Source organism: Nocardia sp. NPDC019219, from assembly GCF_040632645.1.
Taxonomy (GTDB): Bacteria; Actinomycetota; Actinomycetes; order Mycobacteriales; family Mycobacteriaceae; genus Nocardia; species Nocardia sputorum.
The window spans coordinates 64,535-78,275 of record NZ_JBEYCG010000020.1; the positions used below are offsets into that span (position 1 = coordinate 64,535).

Annotated in this window: 15 protein-coding genes; 4 read left to right on the forward strand and 11 right to left on the reverse strand. The window is 67.2% G+C overall.

Going from position 1 to position 13,741, the window contains the following annotated elements; genetic code table 11:
• Nucleotides 1-4 precede the first annotated feature (4 nt).
• On the forward strand, nucleotides 5-586 hold the full coding sequence (locus ABZ552_RS29420) for a histidine phosphatase family protein (RefSeq protein ID WP_281879776.1): 582 nt from the start codon (nucleotides 5-7) through the stop codon (nucleotides 584-586).
• Nucleotides 587-618: 32 nt separating this feature from the next.
• Here the strand turns inward: ABZ552_RS29420 and ABZ552_RS29425 are convergent, their stop codons facing one another.
• The 4 genes from ABZ552_RS29425 to ABZ552_RS29440 are packed head-to-tail and all read right to left on the reverse strand — an operon-like array spanning nucleotide 619 to nucleotide 3,556.
• Complete coding sequence (locus ABZ552_RS29425; RefSeq protein ID WP_281879777.1) at nucleotides 619-1,428, reverse strand: MBL fold metallo-hydrolase; 810 nt, start codon at nucleotides 1,426-1,428, stop codon at nucleotides 619-621.
• On the reverse strand, nucleotides 1,425-1,832 hold the full coding sequence (locus tag ABZ552_RS29430) for a hypothetical protein (RefSeq protein ID WP_281879778.1): 408 nt from the start codon (nucleotides 1,830-1,832) through the stop codon (nucleotides 1,425-1,427). The genes ABZ552_RS29425 and ABZ552_RS29430 overlap by 4 nt, the downstream gene beginning before the upstream one ends.
• Nucleotides 1,833-1,868: 36 nt before the next feature.
• On the reverse strand, nucleotides 1,869-2,432 hold the full coding sequence (locus ABZ552_RS29435) for an ester cyclase (RefSeq protein WP_281879779.1): 564 nt from the start codon (nucleotides 2,430-2,432) through the stop codon (nucleotides 1,869-1,871).
• A gap of 14 nt (nucleotides 2,433-2,446) precedes the next feature.
• On the reverse strand, nucleotides 2,447-3,556 hold the full coding sequence (locus ABZ552_RS29440; protein ID WP_281879782.1) for a hypothetical protein: 1,110 nt from the start codon (nucleotides 3,554-3,556) through the stop codon (nucleotides 2,447-2,449).
• A gap of 94 nt (nucleotides 3,557-3,650) precedes the next feature.
• On the opposite strand from ABZ552_RS29440, the gene ABZ552_RS29445 reads away from it, so the two are divergent.
• Nucleotides 3,651-4,343: a TetR family transcriptional regulator gene (locus ABZ552_RS29445; RefSeq protein ID WP_281879783.1), complete on the forward strand. Its 693-nt coding sequence runs from the start codon at nucleotides 3,651-3,653 to the stop codon at nucleotides 4,341-4,343.
• Between the two features lie 13 nt (nucleotides 4,344-4,356).
• Here the strand turns inward: ABZ552_RS29445 and ABZ552_RS29450 are convergent, their stop codons facing one another.
• From ABZ552_RS29450 to ABZ552_RS29475, 6 genes are all read right to left on the reverse strand, one after another.
• A complete protein-coding gene (locus ABZ552_RS29450; protein WP_281879784.1) occupies nucleotides 4,357-4,512 on the reverse strand; it encodes a hypothetical protein in 156 nt (51 codons plus the stop codon).
• Nucleotides 4,513-4,537: 25 nt separating this feature from the next.
• Nucleotides 4,538-5,437: an AraC family transcriptional regulator gene (locus tag ABZ552_RS29455; RefSeq protein WP_281879786.1), complete on the reverse strand. Its 900-nt coding sequence runs from the start codon at nucleotides 5,435-5,437 to the stop codon at nucleotides 4,538-4,540.
• A gap of 59 nt (nucleotides 5,438-5,496) precedes the next feature.
• Entirely contained in the window at nucleotides 5,497-5,859 is a 363-nt protein-coding gene (locus tag ABZ552_RS29460) for a hypothetical protein (RefSeq protein ID WP_281879788.1), read from the reverse strand.
• Between the two features lie 34 nt (nucleotides 5,860-5,893).
• Nucleotides 5,894-6,655 (reverse strand): SDR family NAD(P)-dependent oxidoreductase, encoded by a 762-nt coding sequence (locus ABZ552_RS29465; RefSeq protein ID WP_281879789.1) that lies wholly within the window; start codon nucleotides 6,653-6,655, stop codon nucleotides 5,894-5,896.
• A gap of 381 nt (nucleotides 6,656-7,036) precedes the next feature.
• A complete protein-coding gene (ligD, locus tag ABZ552_RS29470) occupies nucleotides 7,037-7,978 on the reverse strand; it encodes a non-homologous end-joining DNA ligase (protein ID WP_281880938.1) in 942 nt (313 codons plus the stop codon).
• Between the two features lie 78 nt (nucleotides 7,979-8,056).
• Nucleotides 8,057-9,262 carry a site-specific integrase gene (locus tag ABZ552_RS29475; RefSeq protein ID WP_281879790.1) on the reverse strand — a complete coding sequence of 402 codons (1,206 nt, stop codon included), beginning with the start codon at nucleotides 9,260-9,262 and terminating at the stop codon, nucleotides 8,057-8,059.
• A gap of 525 nt (nucleotides 9,263-9,787) precedes the next feature.
• On the opposite strand from ABZ552_RS29475, the gene ABZ552_RS29480 reads away from it, so the two are divergent.
• On the forward strand, nucleotides 9,788-11,371 hold the full coding sequence (locus ABZ552_RS29480; RefSeq protein WP_357441346.1) for a carboxylesterase family protein: 1,584 nt from the start codon (nucleotides 9,788-9,790) through the stop codon (nucleotides 11,369-11,371).
• Nucleotides 11,368-12,771 carry a hypothetical protein gene (locus ABZ552_RS29485; RefSeq protein WP_357441237.1) on the forward strand — a complete coding sequence of 468 codons (1,404 nt, stop codon included), beginning with the start codon at nucleotides 11,368-11,370 and terminating at the stop codon, nucleotides 12,769-12,771. The genes ABZ552_RS29480 and ABZ552_RS29485 overlap by 4 nt, the downstream gene beginning before the upstream one ends.
• A 21-nt stretch (nucleotides 12,772-12,792) precedes the next feature.
• Here the strand turns inward: ABZ552_RS29485 and ABZ552_RS29490 are convergent, their stop codons facing one another.
• Nucleotides 12,793-13,734, reverse strand: coding sequence for a sigma-70 family RNA polymerase sigma factor (locus tag ABZ552_RS29490; protein WP_281879791.1), 942 nt, complete (start codon nucleotides 13,732-13,734; stop codon nucleotides 12,793-12,795).
• Nucleotides 13,735-13,741 lie beyond the last annotated feature (7 nt).

Here is a 13,741-nt window from a genome sequence, read left to right on the forward strand (position 1 = left end):
TCTGATGCTCCCCGCGCCATCCACGCTCGTCCTGGTCCGTCATGCCCAGCCGTTCTTCCCACGGCCGGGCGGACCGGGCGAGCAGGAGCGCTCGCTGACCGACGAAGGCCGAGACCAGGCCGAGCGGCTGGTCGCCATACTGGCCGCCGCGGCACCCACCGCCATAGTCTCCAGCCCCTACCTTCGGGCCGTGCAAACCGTCGAACCTCTCGCCCGTTCCATCGGCCTGCCCGTTGTCACAGACCACGCATTGCGCGAATGGGACTCCGGAATCGGCCCGACTCCCGATTTCGCCCGCTACTACCGCGAAAACTGGGCCGAACCGGGGTGGGCCAGGCCAGGAGGGGAGAGCCTGCGAGAGCTCTCCGGGCGCGCCACCGCGATCCTGACGCAGCTGGCGCAGCGGCACCGCGGCGGGACGGTCGTGATCGGCAGCCACGGCACCTTCATCTCGCGCGCATTGGCCGGGTTCGGCTGTCGAGAGGTGGACTGGGCCTTCCACCGGGCCATGCCGATGCCCGCGATCTACCGGCTGGTCTTCGAGGACTCCGGCGTGCGAGCCACCGGGCCGGGTCTGGCGGAGTGAGCCGTGTGCAGACGTCGTCGAGGCAGGGCATCTCAACTCGCGATGCCGGCGTCGATCTGCTGGGCACGGCGAAGCAGCGTGGGATCGTGTGCGTTGACCAGCAGCAGTTCCGAGGCCTGGGTGGTCCATAATTCGGTGAGCCGTTCGTGGTTGGCGCGGACTCGAGGCATGTCGTGGGCGATGAAGCGCTCCATGAGGATCAGGGATCGGGGCACGCGGCCGGTGCCGTCGATCTGCCCGTGGTGATGGAACGCATCGCCCGCGTGCAGGATCCATCGCTTGCCGGTATCGATGGCGATGGCGGCGTGGCCGCGGCTGTGGCCGGGCAGGCCGATCATGACGAGGCCGGGCGCGACGTCGGTGAGCTCATGGGCTGCGGCGAAGCCGTTCCACGGCTCGCCGTGGCCGGGAAGGTGGCCGACCAGCGTCGGGTGGTGGTCGCGTTGGGTAGCCAGGTAGCGGACCTTCTCGACGAAACCGCGCGGGTGCAGTGCCGCGTCCGCTTCGTCCGCGGTGAGATGCACTCTGGCCCAGGGAAAGTCCGCCAGCCCGCCGGTGTGGTCGGCGTCGAAGTGGGTGAGCACGATATCGCGGACCTCACGCTGGTCGAACCCGAGGCGTGCGACCTGCCGGACGGCGGCTTCGTTCTCATCGAACCGCGGGCGGACGTAGTGGCGTCCGGGCCCGAACCGGGCACCGGGTTCGGCGGCGTCGCGCAGCCCCAGTCCGCTGTCCACGAGCACGAGGCCGGTGGGCGTCTCCAGCAGCAGGACATGGCAGACCAGGCCCTCAGGGGTGCACGGCGGGCGCATGGTGCCGCAGTTGAGGTGGTGGACCTTCATCCCAGTGCCTCGAGCATCGCGGTCATTACCGCCGGATCGCCTCCGAGGAGGCCGGTGTCGATGGTTCGGATCGGGTGGCTGCCGTCCCAGTGCGCCGCGGCCATCTTCACCAGGTCGAAGACGAACTTCTCGGTGCCCCCGACGTCGGAGATCTCGATGACGGTGCCGGAGTGGTGCTCGGTCTGCAGGTAGGCGAATCGGCCGTCGGCCCCGCCGATGCGGCCTTCCTGTCCGACGGTGCGTCCGGCGGAGAGGGCCCGGTCGCAGAGCTCGATGGCGGCCACCGGATCGGCGGCCGGATGCGGCCCGGTGTGCGCGTCGGCGAAGGACAAGACGATCTTGCCGGTGGCCGCGTTGTCTCGCGGTCGCTGTACGGCGGCCGCCGCGTCGGCGCGCATTGTCACGGTCTTCTCCTGAGTTCTATCGGGTGAGAGTGGCGGTCAGTCGCCGAGGTCGGGCGGTGTGGTGGCCAGCAGGCGCGGGTCCGGTTCGTGTCCGGCTGTGGTGGCGGCTCCGGCGAGGGCGCGGGCGAAGGTGAGCAGGCCGCGGGGACTGCGTTTGTCCAGTCCGCCCAGCAGTTGCTTCAGGACGGTGAGCTGATCGAAGTAGATCCGTTCAGTCACCAGGTTCTCGTGCTCGTCGAAGACGAAGTAGGCCGTCATCCTGGTCCTGTGGGTGGACCCGGTCGGCGGGATCTTTCCGAGCGGCCCCGAATGGGTTCCCAGTAACCAGAATTCGACGATCACCGCGTCGTGACTGTGCCGCAGGGCGATGATCTCGTGGTCTTGGTCGGGAAAGGCGCGGCGGGTGTCGCGATAGTAGTCGCGCACCTCCTCGTCGCCGTCGTGGACGACCAGCGGCGCGATCAGCTCGTAATGCGGGTGCGGGAACGTCGACAGGGTGGCGTCCCAGTCCTGGGCCACTTCGTCGTGGAAGTGGTCGAGAACGAGTTTCTCCCGGGCGCGCAGAACGGGTTCGGGGGGCAAGGTGAAACGTGACGACATGGGTAGGTCTCTCCTCAACGCTGCGGCCCGTGGGTGATGTGGCCGTGATGGAAGGTGGGGTGGGCGCCCGGGTTGGTCCACACGCCGGTGAGTTCGCTGGAGGGGAAGAACTGCAGGAACCGTGCGTCGGTTCGGCTGCGGTCGGCCAGCGTCTTCTCGAGGACGATCGAGTTGTATTGATCGGCGGTGGTTTCGATCGTGTTCGCGTTGAGCACGACCTCCTGCTGCCACTGCTGGGCCCAGCGCGCCAGGCCGGGCATCCGGGAGTGTTCCGGGGTCAGCGCTTCGGTCGCGATCACGTTCTCGCTGCTGACCCAGATCCCGGTCGATGTGTTGAGCACCAGGCTCTGGTTACCGAACACGTGGCCCGGGGTCTTGACCACGGCGACACCGGGACCGAGGACGACCGAGCCGTCGATGGGCCGGAACGCTTCCGCGGGCACGTCACGATAGGTGGCGGGCTGGTACCACGGCTTCTGCAGTGGATGCAGCTCGGCCATGCCGACCAGCTCGTCACGCTGGACGATGACCTGCGCGTTGGGGAAGATCGCCGCCGGTGTGGTGCCGAGGTCGTCCTGAGGCGCCGTGGTGCCGATCCACCGCCGCAGATCTTGGGTGTGCAGGTGGTCGAACATCAGGTAGTCGACCTCCTCGGGCGCGATCCCCAGGCGCGACAGATGCGCTTGCACCGTGCCGTGCTCGCGGACCATGCGCCGTTGGATCACGGCCGGGGTGCGCTGGGCGAGATTGTCGAAATACGGTGTGTAACGCCCGCGTTCGACGTCCGAGGGTTCGAACAGCAGCGTGCGGCGGCGGCCGTCGGAATCGTGCCAGCGGATCACCAGCATGCGGTTGGTGATCGACAGGAACGGTGCGATGGCGCGGGAGGCGCGGAACAGTCCGAAGCGGGTCGGATACGGCAGTGTCACCAGATCGCAGGTGGTGACGCTGTCGGGGGTGCCGGTGCTCGGGAACTCTCGGCGGAACGCCGCGGCCCGGGCGCGAGCCAGTCGTAGGCGCGCGCCGGGGCCGCCGTCTGCGTGGGCGAGATCGGTGAAGGTGTCGATGGGGTCTCCGATGGTCCGAAGATCGGCGACGTCGGAGGTTCCCCAGGGGAAACGCATATCGGACTCCAATATCCACGGTGTGGGTTTGGTGTGGCTCCGACACTATATCCACGATGTGGATTAAATCAAGGGGGTGCGGCAGAATGACCACATGACCAGCCAAGCTCCCTCGACGCGCCGCGGGCGACCCCCGAAAGGCGCGGGACAGCTCACCCGCGCGGGGATCATCGAGGCGACCCTCGACGTGATCGGCAGCGACGGTGTCGGCGCGGTGGGTATCCGAGCGGTCGCGCGCGCGCTCGGAGTCGATCCGAAAAGCCTGTACAACTACGTCGACGGGAAAGACGGGTTACTCGATGCGGTAGCCGAGCATCTCTTGGGCTCGATCGAGTTGCCCGCGCTCAGCGGTGATCTCCGCAGTGATCTGCGTGCCATCGCGGAGGCGTTCCGCGATCGCGCTCTTCGGCATCCCGCGGCCGCCGCGCTGGTCCTCACGCGGCAGCTGGGATCGGTGGAGGGCTTGTCGCCGATCCAAGCCGTCTTGGAGGTGCTGCGCGCCGCGGGGTGCGACTCGGAGGAAGCGGTTCATCTCTTGCGGGCGATGTTGGCCACGCTCATCGGCACTCTGCTGCGCGAAGTCAGCGCGGGCCCCACCTACGGAATCAGCGACACCGCCGGCATCGCCGCACGGCGGACGACCCTGGAACAATCCGGACTGCCGGCCGTGGCCGAGGCTGCTCCGTACTTGGCCCGGTTCGACAGCCAGGCGGAATTCGACTACGCGATGGATCTGGCGCTCGATGCGATCGTCGCGCGTGTCAGCGGTTCGGCACGAAACGGCTGAGCCGCCGACGCACTCACGCGCGTGTGAGACCACACCCGACCCGGAACACCAAGCGCTGCTCGCCGACGCGGTGGGCCTGGCGCTGTTGCGCGCCGACGCCGGCGAAACGATGCGCGCCTTCCGCGGCGCCGCCGCCGTCGCCGGACGAGCCGAGACCTTTCCAGCGCATGGCGACCCTTTGCAATGTCGGTGGCCTATCCGGTGCGGTTTTCGTCGGTGACGCGTGTCGTGAAGGTGATGGCGTCCTGGCTGGGGGGTGCGCCGAAAAGGCGGCGATACTCACGGCTGAACTGGGACGGGCTGTCGTATCCGACGAGGTAGCCGATGTTGGCGACATCCCTGGGGTTCGCCGCGAGGAGAAGCCGGGCCTGGTTGAGTCTGATCTGCTTCTGGTATTGGATGGGGGTCGTGCGGGTCACGGCCTGAAAATGCCGATGGAACGCGGAGGTGCTCATGCCGGTGAGCCGGGCCAGGTCCGGCACTTGGAACGGCTCTCGATAGTTTTCCCGGATCCATTGCAGGGCTTCGGCGATCGGTGAGAGTCTGGGGTCGGTGAGACCGATCTGGCGGACGATCGCGCCGTGCTCGCTGGTGAGCAATCGCCATAGGATCTCCCGCTTGATCAGCGGTGTGAGCACATCCCGGTCACGCGGCTGGTCGAGTAGGCGAACCAGTCGCATGGCGGCGTCGAGCAGTTCCTTCGACGCCTCTGCGAAGCCGACGGCAGGTGGCGCGATCGTGTCGTCGGCGAAGGCGCCGCGACCTGCCTGCAGCAGCAGCTCAGCGACCTGCGAGGGCTGTAGCAACAGACACAGACCCAATACCGGTCGTTCCGGGGTGGCTTCGAGGAAACGGCATTTGAGCGGTACGGCGGTGGAGGCCACCAGGTAGTGCCCGGCACGGTGGTCGTATACCTGCTCGCCGTACGCGAGACGTTTCGCGCCCTGGGCGATCAGCGTCATGCGTGTACCGGCCATGGACGGTGGCGGGGGCAGGATCGACACCTCCCGGCCGACCAGCAGGTCCTGGATTGCCGTTGCCCCGTCGTCTCGCGCATGGCGGGCCAACAGCGTGCAGAGCTCATCGAGCGGCATGCACCGGAGTTTAGTGCTCCGGGATGAACAATCCGCAGGTAGACTGCGCTTTCTGGGGTTCATCCCAGCGCGTGTGCGATGACGATGACGCAGCCGAGGACGAATTCCAGGGCGGCGAAGGAAAGAAATTCCACCGGCCGGATCGGAAGACCCTTCAGGACGATGGACAGCATCCGCCCGGCGAACCCAAGGAAGATCGGCACGGCCAACAGGAACATCGGCGCCCAGCCGATGTATACCCCTGCCATGAAACGGTGGATGTGGTCTGCGGTCGCCTCACCCCCGCGGGCTCCCTGCACCAGTTGAAGACCGGCGCCCGCAACGATGACAGCCGCCGTCAGCAGCAGACAGGCCATGACTGTCATGTCGGCGCCGGTGAAGGAGCTGTGCGCGGCAGCCGGCAGCAATCCTTGGGTTTCCATAGTGATGTCGTGTTCCTCTGGTGGCAGTCGGCGGTCAGGCTTGTTGGGTGGGGCGTACGAGCAGTTCGGCGACGGCCACATGCCGGGGGCGGGTGACGATGTATCCGACCGCGTCGGCGATGTCGCGGCTTTGCAGTCGCTCGATGTCGCCGAGTGCGGCGGCGATCTGCTGCTGGACGACGGCGGGATTGTGATCGCGCAGTTCGGTGTCGACGCTGCCCGGCTCGACGACGGACACGCGGACGTGTTGGCGGGCGAGTTCCTGGCGCAGCGCCTCGCTGAAGGCGCCGACACCGAATTTGGTGGCGCAGTACACCGCGGACATGGCGAATGCGCTGCGGCCTGCGAGCGAGCCGATGTTGACGATGTCGGCGACCCGGCGCGGCTGCTGGCCGGCGGCCTCGACCAGATGGGGTATGGCGGCGTGGGTGCAGTACATCAGGCCCATGAGATTGACGTCGATCATGCGCCGCCAATCGTCGATATCCGCTCCTGGCGCGGGGCCGAGCAGCATGAGCCCCGCGTTGTTGACCACAGTGTCCAGGCGGCCCAGGCCCTCGACGGTCCGCTCGACCGCTTCCGCGGCAGCGACGGAGTCGGTGACGTCGGCGGGCACGACCAACGCCTGTCCGCCTGCGTCGGAGATTTCCGTGGCGAGGTCGGTGAGCCGATCTTCGCGCCGCCCGACCACGGCCACCGACGCGCCCTCACGGGCAAGCTCCAAGGCGGTGGCGCGGCCGATACCGCTGGAGGCTCCGGTGACCAGCGCGACGGTTCCCTCGAGAGAGTGAGTCATGGCTAGTGCCTTTCGATAAGCCCCTGGTGCGGGGATCGCGCGACACTGCGTTCAAGCCGGCAATCAGGGGGCATGGTCGGCCGGGCGTTCCGGTGCCGGACCTCGGGGCGGCGCCATTGCCGCCCGCGACGATCACGGGTTTTCCGGACGTGGCGGACAGGGACGACTGATTCAACCACTCTGACCTGCGGAAACCATAGAACGATCCTCGCCTGTGGTTGCACGATCCTCGCATGGACGTCCTGCAGAACCGGCAGCCAGAATTGCCCGACGTTCAATCCGGATGACCCATTCCAGCCGCGATCGTTTCTGGTAATCGCCCTCCAAAATGTCCTAGCGACGATATGGCGATCAACGCGCAATACAGTGTTGCATCCCATGCTATTCCGGCAATTTCACCTCGCGCGGCGTCTTGTCCGGACGCAAGCCGCGCCAGCTGGGGTGGCGCAGGCCCTCCGGGGTGGCTTCGCGATATTCGATGTCGGCGACCAAAACGGGCTCCACCCAATGCGCCGCGGCCGCGATCGCGCGCGGCGGCGGGACATCGAACGGAGTGTCCGGCCGGGACAGCTCGTTCAGGCGGGCTTGCAAGGAGCGGCGATCGGGCATCGTCCATCCGGTGCCGACATTGCCGATATGCACCAGCTGGTCACGGTCGTTGTAGGCGCCGAGCGCGAGCGAACCGAACGTCGCGGAGAACCGCCCCGTACCCGGCAGCCAGCCCGCGACGACGACCTCCGTGGTCTTACGCAGCGGCGTCTTGATCCATACCGGCGAGCGGCGACCGGGGTAGTACGCGGAATCGAGACGCTTGGCGACGATCCCTTCCAGACCGTGCTCGCGGGCGACATCCATCAGAACCATGGGGTCGATATCGGCGTAGTAGGGCGGGGTGCGGGCGAGAGGGCGATCGAGCGCGAGTTCCGCCAGGCGCTCACGTCGTTCGGTGTAGGGCAACGACAGGAGGGAGACTTCGCCGACGGTCAGCAAATCAAAGGCCAAGTATTGCGCGGGAAATGCGCGCAGCAATTCCGCACTCGGCGAGACCACGTGCATCCGCCGTTGCAGGCGGCCGAAAGACGGCGCCCCCGTCGCGGGATCGGGGGCGACGATCTCCCCGTCGAGAATCAGCCCGCCGCGCTCGCCCAGATCCGCGAGCACCGCGCTGAGCTCGGGAAACGAGCCGCTGAGATCGCGATTGTTGCGACTGTAGAGCCGGCACTCCCCGTCCCGGCACCGCGCGATGGCGCGAATGCCGTCCCACTTCATCTCGAAGGCCCACCGGCCATGGTCCCGCGGCGGCCGTCCGGAGACGGCCAGCATCGGCGCCGGCGCTGACAGCACACCATCAGCATATCTTCAGCAAACAAGCGCGCGGCATGCTCGGGCGTCGGCCCGGAGTCACAATCCGAGCTTGGTGACCGCGTTGTCTTCCAGGGGGTTGGCGGTGCGGATGTAGCCGTGGACGGTGCGCGGGTTGGTCCAGCGGCCCTGACGCATGATCTCCCGGTCGCTGGCGCCGCCGAGCGCGGCCTGGGTGGCGAACCCGGCGCGCAGCGAATGGCCGGAGAACAGGTCGGGGTCGAGTCCGGCCCGGGCGGCATAACGCTTGACCAGTTCGGCGACCGCGCGGCCGGACATGGCGTGGTCGCCGATCCCGCCGTGCCGGTTGATGGTGGGGAAGACCGGCAGATCCGCGTCGGTGAGGGTGGTGCCGGTGAAGCCGTGGCAACGGTGGATGTCGGCCGACCTCGCGGGACTGTCGGCGAGCCAGGCGCGCACGCCGGAAGTTCCTGCGGCGGCGTGTATTTCGCGCAGTCGCAGCCAATCGGCGAAGGCGCAGACCGGACAGGTCGCGGGGCGGCGGCCGCGGGGGAGGGCCACGCGTTGTTCGGCCGCACCGGTGGGGTCGGTCTTCGTCGCGGGCAGCCGGATCAGCAGGAGCGGTTCGCCGGTCGTGTGGTCGACTCCGACCTCGACGTCGCCGATACGCAGCCCGGCCAGTTCACTGCGGCGCAGGGCGCCCGCGAAACCGATGAGCAGCGCGAGCGCATCCCGCCGCCGGGCGGGTTCGGCGGGCCAGCCCGGTTCGGGCAGCCCGCCGAGCAGTTGGTCGAGAGTGTGCAGCAGGACAGGGCGTTTGCGTTTGGGTTTGGTCCGCCGGGTGCGGCGGATGCCGCGCAGGGTCAGCCGCACGACATCCGATCGAGTCGGTGACGGCAGGCCATTCGCCGCGTGCACCGCCGCGATGGCCGCCGACTTTCGCTCCAGAGTCGCGGGGCTGAAGGCCCATTCGCCGCCGGCGCGGCGCGCGTCGGCGGCCGCGGCGAGATAGACGGCCACGTCCAGCGCGTCGGCGGGCAAAGCCTGGCGCCCTTCGGTGGCGCACCACGCCGACCACGCCACCCAATCCGCCCGATAGGCGCGCAGTGTGTTCGCCGATTGCGACGCCTCGAGATACCGGCGCAGCGAACCGGCTTGATCGTCGTCGAAGCGGTCGCGCACCAACCGCAGTGCCGCTGCGTCGACCAGCACGCTGCGCACACCACGGCGTAACTCGGTGCGCACCGAGTCCGGGACCGCCACAACGCTGGATCGATCGTCCACGACTCGGCTCCCGCGTTCCTATCGGTGACTGACTTTCGCCCTTCGGCATTCGGCGCAGGAAGTCAGCCTACGGCACTGCGGTGCGGCCTCAGCGCGGATCCTCTCGGTGAGCGCCCCTTCGAAGCGTTTGGCACGGCTCCATGCTCGCCGACTCGCCAGAGCAGATGAGAACCGACAGCCGACTCGTGGCGAGGGGGTACCCAGTTTTTCACCCGTTTCGTTGATATTTCGTTTCGTCGCAACCAACGCTACTAAACGAAATAGAATCCGTGGCAGAAGAACGAATCGGGGAATCTGACCGCCGATAAGGTTCACTTATCGGAGGTCAGATCTAGCGGTCTCAGCCGACCGGAATTGCTGCCGTGTCCTGTCTCAATGAAACTGGCCAAGTCTCAGTCAATCTGGCCAACACGGATGTGTATCTGGCCAACGTCTCAATATTCCTGGCCAATGTGGATTCCTGGCCAATGTGGCATCATCACCCGCGATCTGGCGTCGGCAAACGACATGGACGGGGTGGTGGGTGTGCCTAGTGGGGGTTCTGGTCTGCGCGCTGAAGGTTGGGGGAGTTTCGATCCAGAGATCCGAACGACTGCGGGGGTTGTGCGCGGCAGGTGGGAGAACGCAGTCGCGGTCTTCCGGGGCATCCCTTACGCCGAGCCGCCTTTCGGCTCGCTTCGGTTCGGGGAGCCGGTTCCGGTGCAGCAGTGGGATGGTGTCCGCGGCGCGCTGGAGTTCGGTCCGGCGGTTCCCCAAGCAAGCCATCACGGTTCGGTGATGTCATCGGTTTCCGGCTGTACTGGTGATGGTTCCGCGGACTGTTTGACGCTCAACGTCTGGTCACACGAGCTTGGTACCACCCGGCTGCCGGTGATGGTGTGGATTCACGGGGGCCGGTACCTCGAGGGCACCGCCAGCAACCCGCACCAGGACGGTGCGACTCTCGCCGCGTGCGGTGTGGTGATGGTCAGCATGAACTATCGAGTGGGCGTGGAAGGTTTCGCCCACATCGCCGGAGCCCCGGACAACCGCGGCATTCTCGACCAGATCGCGGCCCTGCGGTGGGTGCGGGACAATATCGCCGCATTCGGCGGCGATCCCGACAACGTCACTGTGTTCGGCCAGTCCGCAGGAGCTGGTTCTATCGCGGCGCTGCTCGCTATGCCCATGGCAGCGGGGCTGTTTCGTCGTGCGATATCGCAGAGCCTGCCGGGCACGTACTTCTCCCCACGGCTCGCCGGCGCGATCTCCGCGACGATCGCTGCGGAACTCGGTGTGCGCGCCACCGTCGATGAGCTCGCCGGTATCCCGCCGCGTGCGCTGATCGAGGCGACCGACGCGGTGATTCGGAAGATGCCCGAATTCGTCGAATCATGGGGACCCACGGCGCTGACGCCTACGCCGTTCTCACCGGTTGTCGATGGCGTCGTACTGCCTGCTGCGCCGTGGCATGCGCTCGCCAACGGTGCCGCGCGGGGTATCGATCTGCTCATTGGACACACCCGTGACGAGTACTCGCTGTTCAACGCCTGGCGCGGCAGAGAGATGACCGATGAGCAGGCAACCGCCGCACTCGAACGTCTCGCGCCCGTCTCGGACAGCAGCGGCGGATACCGCGCCGCCTACCCGGAGGCCGCCCCCGGACAGCTGTATGAGCTGGTCAACTCCGACTGGCTGCTTCGGATGCCGAGCCTGCATCTCGCCGATGCCCAATACGCCGGGCATGGACCTGTGTGGCTCTATGAACTGTGCTGGAGCTTCCGCCAGGATCAGGGTGCCTCGCACAGCCTCGACATGCTGCTTGTGTTCGGCACGCTCAGCGCCGACGAGGTGCGTGGCCACCCCTTGGCCCACCCGAACGCCGCGGATGAGGTCCTGGAGGTCTCCTACCAAATCCGCAGCGACTGGGTGCGTTTCGCGACCACCGGAAACCCTGGCTGGGCGTCCTACGATCCGGGAAGACGATCCACTCGTGTCTACAGCGCCGAGCCGACTACCCAGCCCTACCCCGAGGAACGCTCACGCCTTATCTGGCATACACACCGGTTCGACTCCCTGGACCTACCTCAAAGCGTCGGACAACGATGCGGAGCGGCAGGTGATAGGTGACCAGCCAGGGACCTGGTCTGCGCCTGGTACCCAGCGGGATAGCGGCGGAGCCAGTTCGCGGGTTCGAAGTTGGCTTCGTCGATCCAGAGGCTGGAGAGGTCCGTCGCTTCCTGTCGGACGCCACGGCGGTGGCGTTCGAGCGGGTGGCACCGATCCGGTCGATCCCCTCGTTTCAGGGGCAGCGCAACAATCCGGGCTTGTACTGGTCGGCGACCGTCGATGCGCATGTGGAGTTCGAGTCGTGGCTCGAGCGGGACGAGGCGATGGCGCTGGATTTCGATCCTATGTTTCCGGCTACGTCGGTCGCGATGTCACCCGGCGCGGCGCGGCGGTCGAGGCCGAAGCGGTCTGGTCGCTGGCGCAGTTGCAGGAGTTGTTCGACGAATGGGTGCTGCACTGGCAGCGCCGCCCGCATGAGGGCCTGCTCAGCCCTGACTCCGGTCGCGCGGTCTCGCCGAACGAGATGTATTCACATCGCCCTCGGCGAACTGAAGCTCCACCTCGGACTGAGCCCGACAACTGGCGCGGGAGATCTGCGACCACCGGCCCTGAAGAGATTGGCCGTCCTTGCAGGGCGCTCACCGGCCGAACTGATTCGGGCGTTGCCCGAACTCGACCACCGAATCCTCGACCCGGAGCGGTTCAGCCTGACCCGGAGAGATGCCTGCCCAGCCTGCACCCGCCGCCACCGCGGCGGCCCCGTCACCCGGTTCTTCCCCGACTACGTTCACATCTGCCCCAGACATCGGCTCTGGATCCGCGAACCCACCCATCGAGGCACACTTCTCGATATCAGCCCGGTCCCGGCCATCGTCACCGCCCAAACACGCCACCGGCGACTCGCACTCCGCTACGGAGCCCGAACCACTGAGCGCGCATTCCTGATCGCACGCGAGAGCTGGCAATACGTCCGGAATCTGCCGGAATCTGTCGACGCCGCACTCGGCATCTTCAGCCCCGGCAACACCCGAATCTTCGGCGATGACCCGGTCTTCCTGGCCGCAACCTACCCCGACGCCGTCGCACTCACCGCTCTGCTCGTCTCTCCCCACTGGTGTCGCGTCGCGGCCGATCCGGACACCCGCAAGCAGTTCTACGCCGAAGCCGGTTGGCGCACACGACGAGACCGCCGCTACCTGCCCAAGCGCAACGACACACTGCACCAGTGTCTGAAGACCTCGCCGCCCACAATCCACCCTCGGCGAGTTTCCACGATGGCCAGGTATTTTGAGACCAATGAGAGTCTGGGATCTCAATTAATCTGGCCAAATCCCAGGTCACTGGGATTAGCATTGGCCAGATTCACTGAGACAGGACATGCCGTATCCACGCTCGGTGAAGTCCACAACGTCGACCACGGCCGAGCGGCGGTGTTCGACGGGTGCAATGGACGAACGTGAGATCGAGTGCCGGACGGTCGATTACCACGATTCGATCAGCGGGACATCGTGCTCCTGCCGCTGCCATTGCGTGGTGAGGCGACGGAGTCGGTCCGGGGCGGCGATGCCGCGCACGCGTGCGATCTTGTCGTCACGGATCTCCAGGATCGTGACGCCCACGACCCGGTCGCCGAGTGTGGCGAGCATGGCCGGGCAGCCGTTGACCACGGCGGCATGGATCGAGGGCGAGCCACCGGCGAGTCTGCGCTTGGCCGGCGACGGTTTGAAACCGGCCCGCACCGCGCCGGCGATCCGCTCCGGCGTCGAGTACCGGATCAGTTTCTCGGCCGTCCCCAGCCCGGCGCCGTCGGAAATGCCGGTCGCGTCGTCGGTCAAAAGCGCCACCAGCCGTTCGGTCCGGCCCGAGGAAGCGGCATCGACAAAGGCTTCGACGATTCGGCGCGCGGCGGCGTGGTCGATGTCGGCGCCGTTGCGGGCGGCGGATATTCGACGCTTGGCTCGGTGGGCGTGTTGCTGGCTTGCGGACTCGGTGATGCCGAGAATGTCGGCTATCTCGGCGTGGCTGTACGCGAAAGCCTCGCGCAGCACGTAGACGGCCCGTTCGACCGGCGACAGACGCTCCATGAGCGTCAGCACCGCCAAGGTCACCGATTCGCGCTGCTCGACGGTGTCGGCCGGGCCCAGCATCGGGTCACCGTCCAGGAGCGGTTCGGGCATCCAGGCGCCGACCGCGCGTTCGCGCCGAACCTTCGCCGAACGGAGCCGGTCGAGCGCCAGGTTGGTGACGATCTTGGTCAGCCAGGCCTCGGGCACCTCGACGTGCTCCTGGTCGGCCGCCTGCCACCGCAGGAACGCGTCCTGCACCGTGTCCTCGGCGTCGGCGGCCGAGCCGAGCAGGCGGTAGGCGAGCGAGGCCAGCCGATTCCGGCTGGCCTCGAAACGCGCCACGGTGGCCGTGTCCATGAGCACG

Excerpts from the sequence above, each read along its gene's own strand:
- ABZ552_RS29425 (WP_281879777.1), bottom strand. The coding sequence starts at position 1,428 with ATGAAGGTCCACCACCTCAACTGCGGCACCATGCGCCCGCCGTGCACC.
- ABZ552_RS29455 (WP_281879786.1), bottom strand. The coding sequence starts at position 5,437 with ATGCCGCTCGATGAGCTCTGCACGCTGTTGGCCCGCCATGCGCGAGAC.
- ABZ552_RS29460 (WP_281879788.1), bottom strand. The coding sequence starts at position 5,859 with ATGGAAACCCAAGGATTGCTGCCGGCTGCCGCGCACAGCTCCTTCACC.
- ABZ552_RS29435 (WP_281879779.1), bottom strand. The coding sequence starts at position 2,432 with ATGTCGTCACGTTTCACCTTGCCCCCCGAACCCGTTCTGCGCGCCCGG.
- ABZ552_RS29490 (WP_281879791.1), bottom strand. The coding sequence starts at position 13,734 with ATGGACACGGCCACCGTGGCGCGTTTCGAGGCCAGCCGGAATCGGCTG.
- ABZ552_RS29440 (WP_281879782.1), bottom strand. The coding sequence starts at position 3,556 with ATGCGTTTCCCCTGGGGAACCTCCGACGTCGCCGATCTTCGGACCATC.
- ligD (WP_281880938.1), bottom strand. The coding sequence starts at position 7,978 with ATGCTGGCCGTCTCCGGACGGCCGCCGCGGGACCATGGCCGGTGGGCC.
- ABZ552_RS29450 (WP_281879784.1), bottom strand. The coding sequence starts at position 4,512 with ATGCGCTGGAAAGGTCTCGGCTCGTCCGGCGACGGCGGCGGCGCCGCG.
- ABZ552_RS29465 (WP_281879789.1), bottom strand. The coding sequence starts at position 6,655 with ATGACTCACTCTCTCGAGGGAACCGTCGCGCTGGTCACCGGAGCCTCC.
- ABZ552_RS29420 (WP_281879776.1), top strand. The coding sequence starts at position 5 with ATGCTCCCCGCGCCATCCACGCTCGTCCTGGTCCGTCATGCCCAGCCG.
- ABZ552_RS29445 (WP_281879783.1), top strand. The coding sequence starts at position 3,651 with ATGACCAGCCAAGCTCCCTCGACGCGCCGCGGGCGACCCCCGAAAGGC.